We start from the raw sequence: 16583 nt of genomic DNA, 5'->3' as shown, positions 1-16583 counted from the left end.
GATGCTACTTTGTTATTTTTTCTTCTGACATATCAATAAGGTATGTCCAACGCCTAAGTTGTCGTGGCGTTCGTCCACCTGGAACCCTGCCTTGTCCAGATAGCCATAAAATTTCTCTGCGCTGTAGAAACGGCTGTTGCCGTTCGCCATGCAGGTAAAATAAAGCGAAGACGCATTCAAACTGAATGAGGCGGCTTCAAAACGCTGTGCATCCCAGAACAGCTCCATAATGCACAGCCTTGCGCCGGGTTTCATCACACGGGCAACCTTGCTGAGCATGGCGACAATTTGCTCCGGTGAAAAACAGTCAAGAAATTGACTCATCCACCAGATATCGGCCTCGGTGGGTAAAGGCGCGTCGCCAAGCATATCCACTGCATGAAAATCGATGCGATCGGATAATCCTGCATTTTCGATATTTTCGCGGGCAAGTGCAATTTGTTGTGGCAAATCTAATAACGTTATCGCGATATTTTCGTCGAATTGACTACAGCGTATTGCCCATTTTCCCGTATTTCCGCCTACATCGTACAGGGTTGCAGGACAACTGGCGAATACATGCGGTAATGCCGCGTCAAACGCCCCGTCAGAATAGTAATGATCGAAGGCGAACCAACTTTCACGTGCGGACGGCGGTAATTGCGACAATGCCGGATAAATGGTGGGCCAGTCGCCAAACACTTTTAACCCGGACGGTTTTCCTTCTTTCAGGGCATTCTCTAAAAAGAACAATCCCTGATAACAGACATCATGGGTGAAATCCATATTCACGCGAGTCATGGTGTCATGCAAAAGGAAATGTCCGATTTTCGCCAGATAATAGCGTCCCGCTTTATGGGTGATGATGCGCCCGCTTAATCCCATATCCAGTAATACGCTGACCGCATATTCGTTGACGTGGCTGTTTTCGGTAATGTCTTCCAGCGTTGCACCCTGTTTACCCTGGCGGTCAAGGTAGGCCAGTACATCAGCATTTCGCAGGCAAAGTGCGGTTTGAAACAGCATGGGGGCGAAGGCGATACGCTGCGCTTCAGTGATCGCATCCAGTGCGCTGAGGGGATCCTGTTCGTACATGGCGAGTACAACCTGTTAAGAAAACAAAAAGAGATTATCGGGCCGAACGCGGCCCGACTTTAGGCGTTATTACAGAGCCGCACCCGCAGACAGGTTCAACTGAATGTCTTTATCCAGGTTACGTACCCAGCGGTTGTAGTTTTTATGAATTTTACCGCCAGAAGCCTGCAGGTTGAGGCTGCTGTCGTATTTGATATCGTAGCTGGAGGCGGTGTAGGTAATACGCACTTCTGCGACGTGGTCGCGAGACTGCTGACGCGCTTTGATCACGCCTGGACCCGCTTCCGTCATGATCCATTTACGCTGAACGCCTGCTTTCAGGATCGCGTTTTTCACCTGATCCTGGGTATGGCCTGCAGTCACTGAAGAGTGAACCTGATCGATGGGGGCAGTACGCGCACAACCTGCCAGCGCACCGACAACGGCAATCGCCGCAAACCACTTAATGTATTGTTTCATGAAAACTCCCTATCAAAATCACTATTTATATTAACGTTGAATGCATTTCTGAATTTAGTTTTAGTAACAATAATACCGACTATTTTTAATGTTAACTTTGACGGAACACCGTGAAAATTCTGAAATTAATTCATGCACACGGCAGAACGTTTATCTTCCGGATTATCATGGTATTAGTTAGTTTTCACTTAAATTAAACTGTCGATATCATTTAATTTGGATTAAATGCACTGCGGAAAAACCTGGAACGCATTTCGCGAAGGAAACCGCGCGCTTATTGAAACGTCCAGGTAACAAAAGCGCGCCTTATAATACTTTCACCTGTAAGTGAATAAAACTACCCTGGTTGGTAGGGCGGATTTATCCCGGTAATCGATTTTTCGGCCGCCCTGGGCCCAGTAATATTGCCAGTTTGCTGCCGCCTGTTGTGGTCTCCATCCAGATTTTACAGACGCTGGTCAGGGGAACGGAGAGCAACATCCCCACCGGGCCGAGCAACCAGCCCCAAACCAGTAAAGAAAGAAACACCACCAGCGTCGACATGCCCAGGCGATGGCCCATCATGCGCGGTTCAACCATGTTGCCCAATACCATATGGACCACCAGAAACAGCGCCCCCACCAACACGCACTCATAGACGCCATTGAAAAGCAGCGCCTGAACCATTGGCGGAACAGCGGAAATCACCGAGCCAATATTGGGTACATAGTTCAGCAGGAACGCCAGCACCCCCCACATCAGGGCAAACTGAATGTTCATCAGCTCCAGTCCCAGCCAGACGATGAGTCCGGTCCACAGGCTGAGTAGCGTTTTTAACGCCAGATAGTGCGAAACGCCCTTCAGCGCCCGGTGCAGTCCGGCAATGTGGATTTGCGGGTTATGCAGCGCAAAACGCATTTTGTAAGGCACATGGCGGACCTCAAACAGCATGAAAACGACGGTCATCACCAACAGAATGACGCTGGCCATCGCGCCTGACAGCCCGGTCATCAGCGTGGTGGTGAAGGTGACAATTTTGTCGGAGTCGATGCGTTGTAACATCCGTTCCGGAGACATGTGCAGATTTAAAAACGGCATCATCTCCTGCACATACAGCACTTTGCGCGTCAGTTCTTTGTTGTATTTCGGCAGCATGGCAATAAATTCATTCACCGAGGCCGCCAGCACGCCAATCAACGCGGTGAGCACGAACAGCATTACGACCACCACAATGGTGATCGCCACCGGGCGTTTCACTCCCCGACGGATAAACCAGGTGACCAGTGGATTGAGGACAATGGCGAAAAAGAGCGCCAGCAACAGTTGCACAATGATATCTGCAGCGGCGTGGATCCCGGCGAGAATGACGACCAGCGAGGCCAGTTTGAGCAGAATATGTAGACCGGCTTTGTCGGGCTGAGGGGTTGTCATGTTTACATCCTTTTTTGATTTTCATTAAGTGTAGCGGCTCGCTGGCTGCCGATATTCCTAATCTGGCTGCTGATTTTCCCGGCGTAGCGTGGTAGAAATGAAACATTGTTGTAAAAACGTGGTGATCCCCCATGCCCGAACCCGTCGCTGAACCGGCGCTTAATGGATTGCGCCTCAATCTGCGCATTGTTTCTGTTGTGATGTTCAACTGTGCCAGCTACCTGACCATCGGCCTGCCGCTCGCGGTTTTGCCCGGCTATGTGCATGATGTCATGGGCTTTAGCGCCTTCTGGGCGGGTCTGGTCATCAGCCTGCAATACTTCGCGACCTTGCTCAGCCGCCCTCATGCGGGACGCTATGCGGATCTGCTCGGGCCAAAAAAGATTGTGGTTTTTGGCCTGTGCGGCTGTTTTCTCAGCGGGGCGGGCTATTTTCTGGCAGGAAGCGCCAGTAGCTGGCCGGTCGTCAGTTTATTGCTGCTCTGTCTGGGGCGTGTGATCCTGGGGATTGGACAGAGCTTCGCCGGGACCGGCTCGACGCTATGGGGTGTGGGCGTGGTGGGCTCGTTGCATATCGGGCGGGTGATCTCCTGGAACGGCATTGTGACCTACGGGGCGATGGCGGTCGGCGCGCCGCTCGGCGTGCTGTTTTACAGCTGGGGCGGGCTACAGGGATTAGCGCTGATTATCATGGGGATCGCGCTGCTGGCCATTTTGTTAGCGATTCCGCGCCCTGCGGTGAAAGCGAGCAAAGGGAAGCCTTTGCCGTTTCGCGCGGTGCTTGGACGCGTCTGGCTATACGGAATGGCGCTGGCGCTGGCCTCGGCAGGTTTCGGGGTGATCGCCACCTTTATCACCCTGTTCTATGACGCCAAAGGCTGGGACGGCGCGGCATTCGCGCTCACCCTGTTTAGCTGTGCATTTATCGGTACGCGTCTGTTGTTTCCGAACGGCATCAACCGCCTGGGCGGTCTGAATGTGGCGATGATCTGCTTTAGCGTTGAGATTGTTGGACTGTTGCTGGTGGGCGTGGCGATGGTGCCGTGGATGGCAAAAATCGGTGTACTGCTGACAGGAATGGGGTTTTCGCTGGTCTTCCCGGCGCTTGGCGTGGTAGCGGTAAAAGCGGTGCCGCAGCAGAATCAGGGCTCGGCGCTGGCAACTTATACGGTGTTTATGGATCTGTCACTGGGGGTGACGGGACCGTTGGCTGGGCTGGTGATGAGTTGGGCGGGGGTTCCGGTCATTTATCTGGCGGCGGCAGGTCTGGTGGCGGTTGCGCTGCTGTTAACCTGGCGGTTAAAAAAACGGCCTCTGCAGGAATCGCCAGAGGCCGTCTCATCATCCTGATGGTTACTGAATAACCAGCGTATTGATGATGTTTTCAGCGGCCGTTTGCGCTTTCTGCTGGTCGTCCGCTGGCAGCGTAATTTGCAGAGTCAGCAGTTGGTTATCGACTTTACCCAGCACCACAGAAGAGTAAGCCGTCTGGCCTTTCGCCGAGATGATGCTGTCTAACTGTTGCAGCGTGTGACCTTTCAGCTCGATGGATTTGTTGGTCACCACCTGCAACTGCGGGTCACGGCTGCGCTGCTGATCTTCAAGGCGTTTTGCCAGCACAGACAGCTCTTCGTTGGTGTTATCGCCGACGATAACAATCACCGCTTTCTGGCCGGTCGCGTCAGAGTAGACGTGCATATTGTTGGCCTGCGTACCCAGCTTGCCGCTCTGATCGGTCATATCTGCCGGCAGTGAGAAACTCAGTTTGCCATCCAGCAGAGAAACCGGCTGACCGGTTGCGTTGCTTTCTGCCGCCGTGCCTTCTGCCGGCGCTTTTGTATCACTATTATCACAGGCCGCCAGCCCCATAACCAGCAGGCCAATACCGACATATTTAACCAGATTACGCATTGACTTCTTCCTTTCGATAAACGGCCATAACGGCGCATCTGTTCATCTTATCACAACCCGGAAAAGGAACCTTTAGCTCAACTTGTCTGCATGGCCGGGATTTCAGATTTATCTGCCAGTTTTTTCAGCAACATATTCAGCAATACGCCATACATCGGCAGGAAGAACAGGATGCTGATCAGCACTTTGAAACAGTAATCGACGATGGCGATTTCCATCCAGTGCTCGGCCATGAAGGCATCCGGACTGCGCCAGAACGCAATAAAGAAGAAAGCGAGGGTGTCGCTAACGTTGCCAAACAGCGTCGAGGCCGTCGGTGCCATCCACCAGCGGCGGTTCTGACACAGGCGGTTAAAGACGTGCACATCAAGAATTTGTCCCAGTGCATAGGCCATAAAGCTGGCGACCGCGATACGGGCAACAAACAGATTGAAGTGCATCAGCGCGCCGAATCCCTGCCAGGAGCCCATATAGAACAGCGACGAAATCACATAGGAGATCAGCAATGCGGGCATCATCACCGCAAAGATAATTCGACGGGCCAATGGCGCGCCAAAAATTCGCACGGTCAGGTCGGTAGCGAGGAAAATAAACGGAAAGCTAAACGCGCCCCAGGTGGTGTGAAAACCAAAAATGGAGACCGGGAGCTGGACCAGGTAGTTACTGGAGGTGATCACCAGCAGATGGAATAGCGATAGCCAGAACAACGCTTTTACGCGCTGCGAGTGTGTAAATGCATTCATGTTGTACCTTTTTAATTGATGATTGGGGTGAGGGAACCCAATTCGTGCTACACGCTATTGCATGGCCATTTTGCTCTCGGGCAGTGCTCGCGCTCTTCACGTACGACGTGTACGTTCCGGGCGCTGTGCGCTGGCCTCAAACAAACTGACTGCACCAATAACGCGTCTTCCTTTTTCAGGCCGCCGCATAATACTGCTTTGCGGTGGCATTGCAATGGCTATTTTTCACGCAATCGTTAACCTGATTGGCTTACGCCCGAACTGAGCGTAAACTACAGCCGTTTTTTTAGCGAATGAGACCACGATGAGCGATCTGTTTTCCTCTCCCGACCATACCCTTGATGCCCAGGGACTCCGCTGCCCGGAACCGGTGATGATGGTGCGTAAAACCGTACGCAACATGCAGACCGGCGAAACGCTGCTGATTGTGGCGGACGATCCGGCGACCACCCGTGATATTCCCGGGTTTTGTACCTTTATGGAACATGAGCTGGTGGCAAAAGAGACCGACTCTCTGCCGTACCGCTATCTGGTGCGTAAAGGCCAGTAATCTTGTTATGCCGGATGGCGCTAACGCTTATCCGGCCTACGAATGAAGAACAGCCTGTAGGCCTGATAAGCGTTAGCGCCATCAGGCGAGAAATAGGCTCTACCCTTTACGTAACAACCGCAGTGCGTTAGCGGTGACCAGCACCGTCGCCCCGGTATCCGCCAGCACCGCCAGCCACAGACCCGTTATTCCGAGCAGCGTGGTGACGAGAAATATCCCCTTCAGTCCCAGCGCAATGGTGATGTTCTGACGGATATTGGCGTGGGTCGCGCGCGCCAGTTGGATCATCTGCACCAGCCCCGTGAGGCGGTTATGCGTCAGTGCGGCATCCGCCGTTTCCAGCGCGACATCCGTCCCACTCCCCATCGCGATACCAATCGCGGCGGCCTTCATCGCTGGCGCATCGTTAATGCCGTCACCTACCATCGCCAGCGGCGACTGTTGATTCAGCGTGGTGACCGCCTTCACTTTATCTTCCGGCAGCAGCCCGGCGTTAAACGTCAGACCCAGTTCGCCAGCAATGGCGGCCGCTGCGCGCGGGTTATCGCCAGTCAGGATCACGCCGTTCACACCCAGCGTGTTCAGTTCGCGGATGGCAGTGCGAGCATCGTCGCGCAGCGTATCCTGCAGGGCGATGACGCCGATCACGGTCTCGTTGCGCAGGACCAGAACGACCGTCTGCCCGGCACTTTCAAGCTGGTTAATTTCTCCGGAAAAGGCGTCGGCAGGACGTTTACCGGCAGCGCAAATCAGAACGCTTTCGCCATTCACCTGTGCTTCAATACCTGACCCTACCAGCGCCCGTTGCCCCTCGGCGGACGGGATTGTCAGACCTGTGGTTTGAGCTTCGCGCACAATGGCCTGCGCCAGCGGGTGCGTTGCGCCTTGCTCGACGGCTGCCGCCAGCGCCAGCAGTTCAGACTCACTGACGCCGGTGGCTGGATGAATCGCCGTGACGCGCGGTTTCCCGACGGTCAGCGTCCCGGTTTTATCAAAGGCGACCTGGGTAATACGGCCCAACTGTTCCAGCGCCGCGCCGCCTTTAATCAATGCCCCGCGACGGGCCGCTGCCGCCAGTCCAGAAGTGATGGCCGCAGGCGTGGAGATGACCAGCGCACACGGACAGCCGATCAGCAGCAGCGTTAACCCTTTATAAATCCACTCCTGCCAGGAGCCGGCGAACAGCAGCGGCGGGACGAGCGTCACCAGCAGGGCGACGGCCATAATCGCAGGCGTATAAATCCGGCTGAAGCGGTCGATAAAACGCTCGATTGGCGCACGACGCTCCTCGGCCTCTTCGATTAACTTCAGAATGCGGTCAATCGCGCTGGCGCCTGGTTCAGAGAGTACTTCCAGCGTGACGAGACGGTCCACGCTGGTCGCCCCCGCCGGGACTTTATCACCGGTGGCGCGTTCCACCGGGATCGACTCTCCCGTCAGCGCACTCTCATCAAAACTGGCAAAACCAGAGACCAGTTTACCGTCGGCAGGCAGACGTCCCCCGGCAGCGACTTCAATGATGTCGCCCGGTTGCAGGGTGTTGATTGCCACCTCTTCGCGTACGCCATCGCGCAGACGCGTCGCGGTTTCTGGTTTCAACGCCATCAGCGCGCTGACCCCTTTACGGGCACGACTGGCGGCCCAGCCTTCGAGGCGTTCGCCAATCAGGAACAGCAGCAACACCATTGCCGCTTCTGCCGTGGCGCCGATGAACAGCGCCCCGATAGCCGCGACGCTCATCAGCGTTTCAATGGCAAACCAACTGCCGGTTTTAATCAGACGCAGCGCCTGGCGGGCAATCGGGAACAGGCCGACCAGCGTCGTGGCGATAAATGCTAACTGGCCAAACGGGTGGTTGAACTGCTCCAGTCCCCAACTGAGCGCCATCATGACGATCAACGTCAGCAGCGGCAGGTTCTCTTTAAAGCGTGATTCAGGAGCCTCTTCCTTCGCCTGTTCATCGCGTAGGGTGTAACCCGCTTTTTGCACCGCGTGCTCGATTTGCTGGCGGAGATCGCCGTTGCTGTCGACGACCAGCTTCTCGGTGGCAAACAGCACCTGGACCTGGTTGACGCCGCTGACCTGGCGCACTGCATTTTCCACTTTGCGGGCACAGGCGGCGCAGTCCATTCCGGACACTTTCCAGCTGTAGCGGGTGCCTTTTACCGTATCGACAACGGATTCAGGGGGAGAGCATGTACCTTCGCAGCAGCAGTCATCGGACTTCTGCGGCGAGGGAGCAGGCTTAAAAGATGAAAATTGTGGGGCTTTTTTGCCATCGTGAGCAGGTATCGACATGGCATCCTCCGGTTGATGATAATTTTCTCATTAACCGGAGGATACACTCTGGAGTCGACTCCAGAGTCAAGCGTTATTAGAGATAAAGCGAACGGACGATCAGGAAGTGTCCGGCAAAGTAGCAGGCAGCAGCGATGGCGTTGTCCGCGCTGAAACGACAGCGGTAATGACTGCCCAGCCAGACGATGTTGCCAATAAACAGCAGTGACGCGCCCAGAAACGCCGACAACGCAGGCGAGGTGGGGCGGAAAAACCACAGTTCACCGGCCAACCAGACCATAACCAGCGTCATGGCGATAAAGGTGCAGACCGGCCAGCGCAGCTCTTCGAGGCGTGTCCAGATCACCGCAATCAGCAGAGCGCCCAGCACCATCAGCACCAGCGGCAGCGGCCAGAAGAAAGAGAGCGTCATCTGGCTGGCAAAATAGATGGTGTACAACAGGTGCGAGAGGAAAAAGGCGCCAATCGCATAGAGCAGTCGCTGACGTGGCAGTAATGTCAGCGCATCGCCAACCAGTGAGGCGCAAAGACCGGCCAGTACCAGATAGCTCACCGCATTGAACATCGGCGCCTGCCAGGCCAGTAACAGCAGGAGTAATAAGGTGACGGGTTTAAAGACCCAGCGTTGCCAGACGGGGCCACGGTAGGAGGCATCCACAAATAACCACGCGGAAAGGCAGACAGCGATAAACGACCAAAGCATCTTAGTTCCTTGAATTCGTTATTTTTTCGTAAGCGGTATGCTCACAACCCTGCTGTTCAGTGTAGAGGTCGTGACCACCTGATGACAACACCATAACGGGCAGAGTATGCTTATTTCCGCATTTTCTGATGGGTTATCAATATGAGTAAGCCGCCACTTTTCTTCATTATTATCATTGTGTTAATCATTGTTGCAGCCTCGTTTCGCTTTATGCAACAGCGGCGGGAAAAAGCCGATAACGAGGCGGCGCCGCTCCGGCAAACGCAGATGGTGGTCAGTAATAAGCGTGAAAAACCCATCAATGACCGACGTTCCCGACAACAACAGGTCACGCCAGCGGGAACCAGCATGCGCTATGAGGTCAGCTTTAGGCCGCAGAACGGAGGACTGGAAAAAACGTTCCGCCTTAACGCGACGCAGTATCATGCGCTGACGGTAGGAGAGAAAGGGACGCTGAGCTACAAAGGGTCGCGCTTCGTCGATTTTGTTGCTCAGCAATAAGACGGGAAACCGCTCGCCTTTGCAGGCCGGATAAGCGAAGCGCTATCCGGCACTTTCATGCAGCATTACTTTTTGACGTTAAACTTCTTCTGCCAGACCAGCAGCTCAAACACGCCAAACAGGAAAATACGAACTTTCTCGCCGGTGGTCATTTGCGGCCCGTCTTTGGGCAGAGTGGACTTCAGCAGCGCCAGTTGCATGCCGTGCATCAGTACCATGAACACGAGGGCGACGTTAACGAAGATGTTGAGCGGTCGCGGGAAGGGTTGCACCAGGTTTAGCAATAAGAATGCCCACACGCCGAGCATCAGTAGTCGACCAAGATTAATCAGCATCGCTTTCTCCTTGTGCTTCGCGTTGATACAAACGGTACGCGACCTGCCCGGCGATTTTTTCCCGGTACAATGACCAGTTCGTCGGCACGGGCGGCAGACCGTTTTCCACTTCGCTTTCCACGTAAATCCAGGCAACATCCGCCAGCCAGCCGTGAGTTTCCAGCAGGCTTAAGGTCTCTTCCAGTAACCCTTTACGAAACGGCGGATCGACAAACACCACGTTGTGCGGCGTGCCCGACTGCGCCAGGAATGTCAGGGTATTCGTGTTAACGACTTTTGCATTCCCTGCTTTCAGCGTAGCCAGGTTCTTTTGTAACTGCTGAGAGACCGCGCGATCCATCTCCAGCAGCGTGGCGCCAGCGGCATAGCGTGATAGCGCTTCCAGCCCCAGCGCGCCGCTTCCGGCGAAACAGTCCAGACATTGGGCCTCTGGCATCACCGGCGCCAGCCAGTTAAACAGCGTTTCACGCACGCGGTCCGTTGTCGGGCGGAGACCGGGGCTGTCGGGGACCGGGAGTTTGCGGCCGCGCCATTGTCCGCCAATAATGCGGATTTGGCCGCTACCTGAGTGATTCGTTTTTTTCATTTCTGTTGCTCAAACCGCCGTGTGCAGATGATTCCAGGCGGTGATGTGGATTAAGTAAAGTGATAGACTATTTCATCATTTTTTTTAGCGTGTATACACAAAATCATTCAGGATGCCTCAAGGCGGCAAGAGAATGAGTCCCCAGGAGCGTAATCGCAGATGGCAAAACAGAAAAAACGTGGCTTCTTTTCCTGGCTGGGCTTTGGTGAAAAAGAGCAGGAACAAGAACAAAAAACCGAAGAGCAGCAGGGTGTTGAAGCGCAATTACCGTCCGACGAGCCCGTTGAAACGTCGGCTGACGTAGAAGAGCAAGCGCCGCTTCACAGCAAAGAAGAGACGGAAGCCTTTGCTGAAGAAGTGGTTGAGGTGACGGAACAGGTTCAGGAAATCGAAACCTTCCCGTCTGCTGAACCCGAACCCGTGGTCGCTGAAGAGCGCGTTGAGCCACAGATTGCCGTTGAGCATGAAGAATTGCCGCTGCCGGAAGAGGTGAACGCCGAAGAGGAAACCTCTGCCGAAGAGTGGCAGGCCGAAGCGGAAACCGTTGAGATTGTTGAAGCGGTGGAAGAAGAGGCGCAAAACGAACCGGAACTGACTGACGAAGAGCTGGAAGCACAGGCGCTGGCGGCGGAAGCGGCGGAAGACGCGCAGATGGTCGTGCCGGTAGCGGAAGAAGACGCGCCGGTTGAAGAGATGATTCAGGAGCAGGAAAAACCGACCAAAGAAGGCTTTTTTGCGCGTCTGAAGCGCAGCTTACTGAAAACGAAAGAAAACCTCGGTTCCGGATTTATCAGTCTGTTCCGTGGTAAGAAAATCGACGATGATCTGTTTGAAGAACTGGAAGAACAACTGCTGATTGCTGATGTGGGCGTGGAAACCACGCGCAAAATCATCACTAATCTGACCGAAGGCGCCAGCCGCAAACAGCTTAAAGATGCCGAGGCGCTGTATGGCCTGCTGAAAGACGAGATGGGCGAGATTCTGGCGAAAGTCGACGAACCGCTGAACGTTGAAGGCAAAACGCCGTTTGTGATTCTGATGGTCGGCGTGAATGGGGTGGGGAAAACCACCACTATCGGTAAGCTGGCGCGTCAGTTTGAACAGCAAGGGAAATCCGTGATGCTGGCGGCGGGCGATACGTTCCGCGCCGCAGCGGTCGAACAGTTGCAGGTCTGGGGCCAACGTAACAATATTCCGGTGATCGCCCAGCATACCGGCGCGGATTCCGCTTCCGTTATCTTTGACGCCATTCAGGCGGCGAAGGCGCGCCACATTGATGTGCTGATTGCCGATACCGCAGGTCGTCTGCAAAACAAATCGCACCTGATGGAAGAACTGAAAAAAATCGTTCGCGTGATGAAGAAACTGGACGAAGACGCGCCGCATGAAGTTATGCTGACGCTTGACGCCAGCACCGGGCAGAATGCGATAAGCCAGGCCAAACTGTTCCATGAAGCGGTGGGTCTGACCGGTATTACCCTGACCAAGCTGGACGGTACGGCGAAAGGTGGGGTGATCTTCTCGGTGGCCGATCAGTTTGGCATCCCTATCCGCTATATTGGTGTGGGCGAACGTATCGAGGATTTACGTCCGTTTAAGGCGGACGATTTTATAGAGGCACTTTTTGCCCGAGAGGATTAACAATGATTCGCTTTGAACATGTCAGCAAGGCCTATCTCGGTGGGAGACAAGCGCTGCAAGGGGTCACATTCCATATGCAGCCAGGCGAGATGGCGTTTCTGACCGGCCACTCCGGCGCGGGGAAAAGTACCCTGCTGAAGCTTATCTGTGGGATTGAACGGCCCAGCGCCGGGAAAATCCTCTTCAGTGGGCATGACATCACACGTCTGAAAAACCGTGAAGTGCCGTTTTTGCGTCGTCAGATCGGCATGATTTTCCAGGATCACCACCTGTTGATGGACAGAACGGTATTCGACAACGTGGCGATCCCGCTGATTATCGCCGGTGCCAGCGGGGATGACATTCGTCGTCGCGTGTCGGCGGCGCTGGACAAGGTCGGACTGCTGGACAAAGCGAAGAACTTCCCGATTCAACTCTCCGGCGGTGAGCAGCAGCGTGTCGGTATCGCTCGTGCGGTAGTGAACAAGCCTGCGGTACTGCTGGCGGATGAACCGACCGGTAACCTGGACGACGCGCTGTCGGAAGGGATCCTGCGTCTGTTCGAAGAGTTTAACCGCGTCGGGGTGACGGTGCTGATGGCGACGCACGACATCGGACTCATTTCCCGTCGGTCGTACCGTATGCTTACCCTGAGCGATGGCCATTTGCATGGAGGCGAAGCCCGTGAATAAGCGCGACGCTATCAACCAAATCAAACAGTTCGGTGGACGACTGGACCGTTTTCGTCGTTCTGGCGGCTCCTCCGGTGACGGTGGACGTAACGCGCCGAAGCGGGCGAAACCGTCGCCAAAGCCGAACTCGCGTAAAACCAACGTCTTTAACGAGCAGGTGCGCTATGCGTTCCAGGGCGCGTTACAGGATCTGAAAAGCAAACCGCTGGCGACGTTTCTGACGGTGATGGTGATTGCCATCTCCCTGACTCTGCCGAGCGTCTGCTACATGGTCTACAAAAACGTTAACCAGGCGGCGACGCAGTATTACCCGTCTCCGCAGATCACCGTTTATCTGCAAAAAACGCTGGATGATGATGCGGCGGCAGGCGTCGTCGCTCAGTTGCAGGCTGAGCAGGGCGTGGAAAAGGTGAACTACCTTTCCCGTGAAGATGCCCTTGGTGAATTCCGCAACTGGTCCGGATTTGGCGGCGCGCTGGATATGCTGGAAGAGAACCCCTTGCCTGCGGTAGCGGTGGTGATTCCGAAACTTGACTTCCAGAGCACCGATTCGCTGAATACGTTGCGCGACCGCGTCTCCCGCATTAACGGGATTGATGAAGTACGGATGGATGACAGCTGGTTTGCCCGTCTGGCAGCGTTGACCGGTCTGGTCGGGCGTGTGTCGGCGATGATTGGTGTGCTGATGGTTGCCGCCGTCTTCCTCGTCATTGGTAACAGCGTGCGGCTGAGTATTTTTGCCCGTCGCGATACCATTAACGTGCAAAAACTGATTGGTGCGACGGATGGATTTATCCTGCGTCCGTTCCTGTACGGCGGCGCATTGCTCGGTTTTTCCGGCGCATTTCTTTCACTGATTTTGTCAGAAATTTTGGTGTTACGACTGTCGTCGGCGGTCACGGAAGTGGCGCAGGTTTTCGGAACGAAGTTTGATCTCAATGGCTTATCGTTCGATGAGTGCCTGTTACTGCTGCTGGTGTGTTCGATGATCGGCTGGGTGGCGGCGTGGCTGGCGACGGTTCAACATTTACGTCACTTTACTCCCGATTAGTAAAACCGTGATATAATCTTTCCCTGCAATGGGTTTCCGTTCGCAGGGAAAGAGTTCCTGTTGTCTCTTCCCCGCTTTTCATCTTCATGTCACAATTTGTGCGTAATTTATACACAACGTTGCATTGAACTTGTGGATAAAATCACGGTCTGATAAAAGAGTGAATGCTAATCTCGTTGCTCATTAACGCTGGCACGGTTGTTGCTGATGTCTATCGCTGTAGTGCCAGACGATAAAAATTGAGAGGATTTGAATGACCAAAGAAATGCAAAATTTAGCTTTAGCCCCTGTTGGTAACCTGGAGTCTTACATCCGGGCTGCGAACGCGTGGCCGATGTTGTCGGCTGACGAGGAACGGGCACTGGCTGAAAAGCTGCATTACCAGGGCGATCTGGAAGCAGCTAAGACGCTGATCCTGTCTCACCTGCGCTTTGTTGTTCATGTTGCTCGTAACTATGCGGGCTATGGCCTGCCGCAGGCGGATCTGATTCAGGAAGGTAATATCGGTCTGATGAAAGCCGTGCGCCGTTTCAACCCGGAAGTGGGTGTGCGCCTGGTTTCCTTCGCCGTGCACTGGATCAAAGCTGAGATCCACGAATACGTCCTGCGTAACTGGCGTATCGTGAAAGTGGCGACCACTAAAGCACAGCGTAAGCTGTTCTTCAACCTGCGTAAAACCAAGCAGCGTCTGGGCTGGTTTAATCAGGATGAAGTCGAAATGGTTGCGCGTGAGCTGGGTGTTTCCAGTAAAGACGTCCGCGAGATGGAATCTCGTATGGCGGCGCAGGACATGACGTTTGATATGTCCTCGGACGATGAGTCCGACAGCCAGCCGATGGCACCAGTCCTGTATCTGCAGGATAAAACCTCTAACTTTGCCGACGGCATTGAAGAGGATAACTGGGAAGATCAGGCTGCCAACAAACTGACCCACGCGATGGAAGGTCTCGACGAGCGTAGTCAGGACATTATCCGCGCCCGCTGGCTGGACGAAGATAACAAATCCACGCTGCAGGAACTGGCCGATCGCTACGGTGTTTCCGCAGAACGTGTGCGTCAGCTTGAAAAGAACGCCATGAAAAAACTTCGCGCCGCTATCGAAGCGTAACTCCCGCGAAGTCCCCGCTAAAACCCTGGATAACTGTCCGGGGTTTTTGTTTTTTTAGCGCCTGCTCTGGCGAATTCCTCCCCCCTGGCAAACACTTACCGATGGGTTGTGCGCATCTTAGGGGAAGAAAATGAAAAATAACGAACTGAATGAACGGCGTTTGCAGGCGACGCCGCGTGGGGTCGGCGTGATGTGTGGCTTTTACGCCGAGAGAGCGGAAAACGCAACGTTGTGGGATGTGGAAGGCCGCGAGGTGATCGATTTTGCCGCGGGTATTGCGGTGCTGAATACCGGGCACCGGCATCCCAGAGTGATCGCCGCCATCGAAAAACAGCTCCATTCCTTTACCCATACTGCCTACCAGATTGTTCCCTACGAAAGCTATGTCCGACTGGCAGAACGGATCAATCAGCGTGTCCCTATTCAGGGGCCGGTAAAAACGGCGTTTTTCTCCACCGGTGCCGAAGCGGTGGAAAATGCGGTGAAGATTGCCCGCGCGTATACCAGACGGCCTGGGTTAATCACCTTTGGCGGCGCATTTCATGGCCGGACTTTCATGACGATGGCGCTGACCGGTAAGGTGGCGCCCTACAAAATCGGTTTTGGCCCGTTTCCTGGTTCGGTTTATCACGCTCAGTATCCTAATGCGTTACATGGCGTGAGCACCGTTGATGCGCTGCAAAGTCTGGAGCGCATTTTCAAAGCCGATATCGCGCCGGATCAGGTCGCCGCCATCATTCTTGAACCGGTTCAGGGCGAAGGGGGTTTTAATATTGCGCCAACGGAGTTCATGCAGTCACTACGGGCGTTGTGCGATACCCACGGTATCTTGTTGATCGCCGATGAGGTGCAGACCGGTTTTGCCCGTACCGGCAAGCTGTTTGCGATGGAGCACCATGGCGTACAACCCGATCTAATGACGATGGCGAAAAGTCTGGCGGGCGGTATGCCGCTCTCTGCGGTCGCTGGCCGTGCCGAAGTGATGGATGCGCCTGCGCCTGGTGGTCTGGGGGGAACGTATGCCGGGAACCCGCTAGCGGTTGCTGCGGCACACGCGGTGCTGGATGTGATTGATGAAGAACAGCTCTGCGCCCGCGCCGCCACGTTGGGCGCGACGCTGGTCGGGGCGTTGAACCAGGCAAAAGCGGACTGCCCGTTTATTGCTGATATTCGCGCGCAGGGGTCGATGGTGGCGGTAGAATTTAACGACCCGCACAGCGGAAAACCTTCCCCGGAATTCACGCGCCAGGTGCAGGATCGCGCCTTGCAGGAAGGACTTCTGCTGCTGAGTTGCGGTGTGTATGGCAACGTCATCCGTTTTCTTTATCCGCTCACCATCCCTGACGCGCAATTTCGTCAGGCGCTCGGCATTATCACCCACTCGCTGACACGATAAACCTGTGCCGTCCATCACCGGGCGGCACGACGTTATGTCGTTCACTTATTATTTGAATATGAAATTAGCTATTCCAAAACTATAAAAATGGGGTATGTTTTAGCAGAGTGTGCTGAAAATGCGCGAGCCGCACACCTATAATTGAAA

17 protein-coding genes are annotated in these 16583 nt (G+C 54.6%); 8 read left to right on the top strand and 9 right to left on the bottom strand.

Annotated elements, in window-relative coordinates:
* Window positions 1-12 precede the first annotated feature (12 nt).
* The 3 genes from WM46_RS18240 to WM46_RS18230 form a co-directional block, all read right to left on the bottom strand.
* A complete protein-coding gene (locus WM46_RS18240; RefSeq protein WP_061076030.1) occupies window positions 13-1074 on the bottom strand; it encodes a methyltransferase in 1062 nt (353 codons plus the stop codon).
* Between the two features lie 69 nt (window positions 1075-1143).
* Entirely contained in the window at window positions 1144-1521 is a 378-nt protein-coding gene (locus tag WM46_RS18235) for a hypothetical protein (RefSeq protein ID WP_187394509.1), read from the bottom strand.
* A 372-nt stretch (window positions 1522-1893) separates the two neighbouring features.
* Complete coding sequence (locus WM46_RS18230; protein WP_102602973.1) at window positions 1894-2943, bottom strand: AI-2E family transporter; 1050 nt, start codon at window positions 2941-2943, stop codon at window positions 1894-1896.
* Window positions 2944-3074: 131 nt separating this feature from the next.
* On the opposite strand from WM46_RS18230, the gene WM46_RS18225 reads away from it, so the two are divergent.
* Window positions 3075-4292, top strand: coding sequence for an MFS transporter (locus tag WM46_RS18225; protein ID WP_102602972.1), 1218 nt, complete (start codon window positions 3075-3077; stop codon window positions 4290-4292).
* A 3-nt stretch (window positions 4293-4295) separates the two neighbouring features.
* On the opposite strand, the gene WM46_RS18220 is transcribed toward WM46_RS18225, so the two are convergent.
* Together WM46_RS18220 and WM46_RS18215 are read right to left on the bottom strand one after the other, a co-directional pair.
* Window positions 4296-4853: a DcrB family lipoprotein gene (locus WM46_RS18220; protein ID WP_044327800.1), complete on the bottom strand. Its 558-nt coding sequence runs from the start codon at window positions 4851-4853 to the stop codon at window positions 4296-4298.
* Between the two features lie 77 nt (window positions 4854-4930).
* Window positions 4931-5596: a 7-cyano-7-deazaguanine/7-aminomethyl-7-deazaguanine transporter gene (locus tag WM46_RS18215; RefSeq protein WP_102602971.1), complete on the bottom strand. Its 666-nt coding sequence runs from the start codon at window positions 5594-5596 to the stop codon at window positions 4931-4933.
* A 304-nt stretch (window positions 5597-5900) separates the two neighbouring features.
* On the opposite strand from WM46_RS18215, the gene tusA reads away from it, so the two are divergent.
* Entirely contained in the window at window positions 5901-6146 is a 246-nt protein-coding gene (gene tusA, locus WM46_RS18205) for a sulfurtransferase TusA (RefSeq protein WP_042323034.1), read from the top strand.
* Between the two features lie 99 nt (window positions 6147-6245).
* On the opposite strand, the gene zntA is transcribed toward tusA, so the two are convergent.
* On the bottom strand, window positions 6246-8444 hold the full coding sequence (gene zntA / locus WM46_RS18200; RefSeq protein WP_102602970.1) for a Zn(II)/Cd(II)/Pb(II) translocating P-type ATPase ZntA: 2199 nt from the start codon (window positions 8442-8444) through the stop codon (window positions 6246-6248).
* 76 nt (window positions 8445-8520) lie between these two features.
* On the bottom strand, window positions 8521-9147 hold the full coding sequence (locus tag WM46_RS18195) for a lysoplasmalogenase (RefSeq protein WP_102602969.1): 627 nt from the start codon (window positions 9145-9147) through the stop codon (window positions 8521-8523).
* Window positions 9148-9288: 141 nt separating this feature from the next.
* Between WM46_RS18195 and WM46_RS18190 the strand changes: the two genes are divergently transcribed.
* Complete coding sequence (locus tag WM46_RS18190; RefSeq protein WP_061076037.1) at window positions 9289-9648, top strand: DUF2500 domain-containing protein; 360 nt, start codon at window positions 9289-9291, stop codon at window positions 9646-9648.
* 65 nt (window positions 9649-9713) lie between these two features.
* On the opposite strand, the gene WM46_RS18185 is transcribed toward WM46_RS18190, so the two are convergent.
* Window positions 9714-9983 (bottom strand): DUF1145 family protein, encoded by a 270-nt coding sequence (locus WM46_RS18185; RefSeq protein WP_042998484.1) that lies wholly within the window; start codon window positions 9981-9983, stop codon window positions 9714-9716.
* A complete protein-coding gene (gene rsmD, locus WM46_RS18180) occupies window positions 9973-10569 on the bottom strand; it encodes a 16S rRNA (guanine(966)-N(2))-methyltransferase (protein ID WP_102602968.1) in 597 nt (198 codons plus the stop codon). The genes WM46_RS18185 and rsmD overlap by 11 nt, the downstream gene beginning before the upstream one ends.
* A 159-nt stretch (window positions 10570-10728) precedes the next feature.
* On the opposite strand from rsmD, the gene ftsY reads away from it, so the two are divergent.
* From ftsY to WM46_RS18155, 5 genes are all read left to right on the top strand, one after another.
* The gene (gene ftsY / locus WM46_RS18175; protein WP_102602967.1) at window positions 10729-12210 is read left to right on the top strand and encodes a signal recognition particle-docking protein FtsY; all 1482 of its coding nucleotides are present in this window, start codon (window positions 10729-10731) and stop codon (window positions 12208-12210) included.
* A 2-nt stretch (window positions 12211-12212) separates the two neighbouring features.
* Window positions 12213-12881, top strand: coding sequence for a cell division ATP-binding protein FtsE (gene ftsE, locus WM46_RS18170; protein ID WP_042998481.1), 669 nt, complete (start codon window positions 12213-12215; stop codon window positions 12879-12881).
* Window positions 12874-13932, top strand: a complete 1059-nt coding sequence (gene ftsX, locus WM46_RS18165) for a permease-like cell division protein FtsX (RefSeq protein ID WP_042998480.1) — start codon at window positions 12874-12876, stop codon at window positions 13930-13932. Before ftsE ends, ftsX begins: the two co-directional genes overlap by 8 nt.
* A gap of 253 nt (window positions 13933-14185) precedes the next feature.
* Window positions 14186-15040 carry an RNA polymerase sigma factor RpoH gene (rpoH, locus tag WM46_RS18160; protein ID WP_044327806.1) on the top strand — a complete coding sequence of 285 codons (855 nt, stop codon included), beginning with the start codon at window positions 14186-14188 and terminating at the stop codon, window positions 15038-15040.
* A 130-nt stretch (window positions 15041-15170) separates the two neighbouring features.
* Window positions 15171-16436: a 4-aminobutyrate--2-oxoglutarate transaminase gene (locus WM46_RS18155; protein WP_102602966.1), complete on the top strand. Its 1266-nt coding sequence runs from the start codon at window positions 15171-15173 to the stop codon at window positions 16434-16436.
* The last annotated feature ends 147 nt before the right edge of the window (window positions 16437-16583 follow it).

This window comes from Citrobacter freundii complex sp. CFNIH2 (assembly GCF_002880615.1).
In the GTDB taxonomy this organism is placed as follows: domain Bacteria; phylum Pseudomonadota; class Gammaproteobacteria; order Enterobacterales; family Enterobacteriaceae; genus Citrobacter_A; species Citrobacter_A amalonaticus_F.
This window is presented reverse-complemented; position numbering and strand designations above follow the sequence as displayed.

What these genes read in the sequence shown, in the direction of transcription:
- WM46_RS18155 (WP_102602966.1), top strand. Translation starts at nt 15,171, where the DNA reads ATGAAAAATAACGAACTGAATGAACGGCGTTTGCAGGCGACGCCGCGT.
- WM46_RS18240 (WP_061076030.1), bottom strand. Translation starts at nt 1,074, where the DNA reads ATGTACGAACAGGATCCCCTCAGCGCACTGGATGCGATCACTGAAGCG.
- WM46_RS18225 (WP_102602972.1), top strand. Translation starts at nt 3,075, where the DNA reads ATGCCCGAACCCGTCGCTGAACCGGCGCTTAATGGATTGCGCCTCAAT.
- WM46_RS18220 (WP_044327800.1), bottom strand. Translation starts at nt 4,853, where the DNA reads ATGCGTAATCTGGTTAAATATGTCGGTATTGGCCTGCTGGTTATGGGG.
- ftsY (WP_102602967.1), top strand. Translation starts at nt 10,729, where the DNA reads ATGGCAAAACAGAAAAAACGTGGCTTCTTTTCCTGGCTGGGCTTTGGT.
- ftsE (WP_042998481.1), top strand. Translation starts at nt 12,213, where the DNA reads ATGATTCGCTTTGAACATGTCAGCAAGGCCTATCTCGGTGGGAGACAA.
- tusA (WP_042323034.1), top strand. Translation starts at nt 5,901, where the DNA reads ATGAGCGATCTGTTTTCCTCTCCCGACCATACCCTTGATGCCCAGGGA.
- zntA (WP_102602970.1), bottom strand. Translation starts at nt 8,444, where the DNA reads ATGTCGATACCTGCTCACGATGGCAAAAAAGCCCCACAATTTTCATCT.
- WM46_RS18185 (WP_042998484.1), bottom strand. Translation starts at nt 9,983, where the DNA reads ATGCTGATTAATCTTGGTCGACTACTGATGCTCGGCGTGTGGGCATTC.
- WM46_RS18215 (WP_102602971.1), bottom strand. Translation starts at nt 5,596, where the DNA reads ATGAATGCATTTACACACTCGCAGCGCGTAAAAGCGTTGTTCTGGCTA.
- WM46_RS18190 (WP_061076037.1), top strand. Translation starts at nt 9,289, where the DNA reads ATGAGTAAGCCGCCACTTTTCTTCATTATTATCATTGTGTTAATCATT.
- rsmD (WP_102602968.1), bottom strand. Translation starts at nt 10,569, where the DNA reads ATGAAAAAAACGAATCACTCAGGTAGCGGCCAAATCCGCATTATTGGC.
- rpoH (WP_044327806.1), top strand. Translation starts at nt 14,186, where the DNA reads ATGACCAAAGAAATGCAAAATTTAGCTTTAGCCCCTGTTGGTAACCTG.
- WM46_RS18230 (WP_102602973.1), bottom strand. Translation starts at nt 2,943, where the DNA reads ATGACAACCCCTCAGCCCGACAAAGCCGGTCTACATATTCTGCTCAAA.
- WM46_RS18195 (WP_102602969.1), bottom strand. Translation starts at nt 9,147, where the DNA reads ATGCTTTGGTCGTTTATCGCTGTCTGCCTTTCCGCGTGGTTATTTGTG.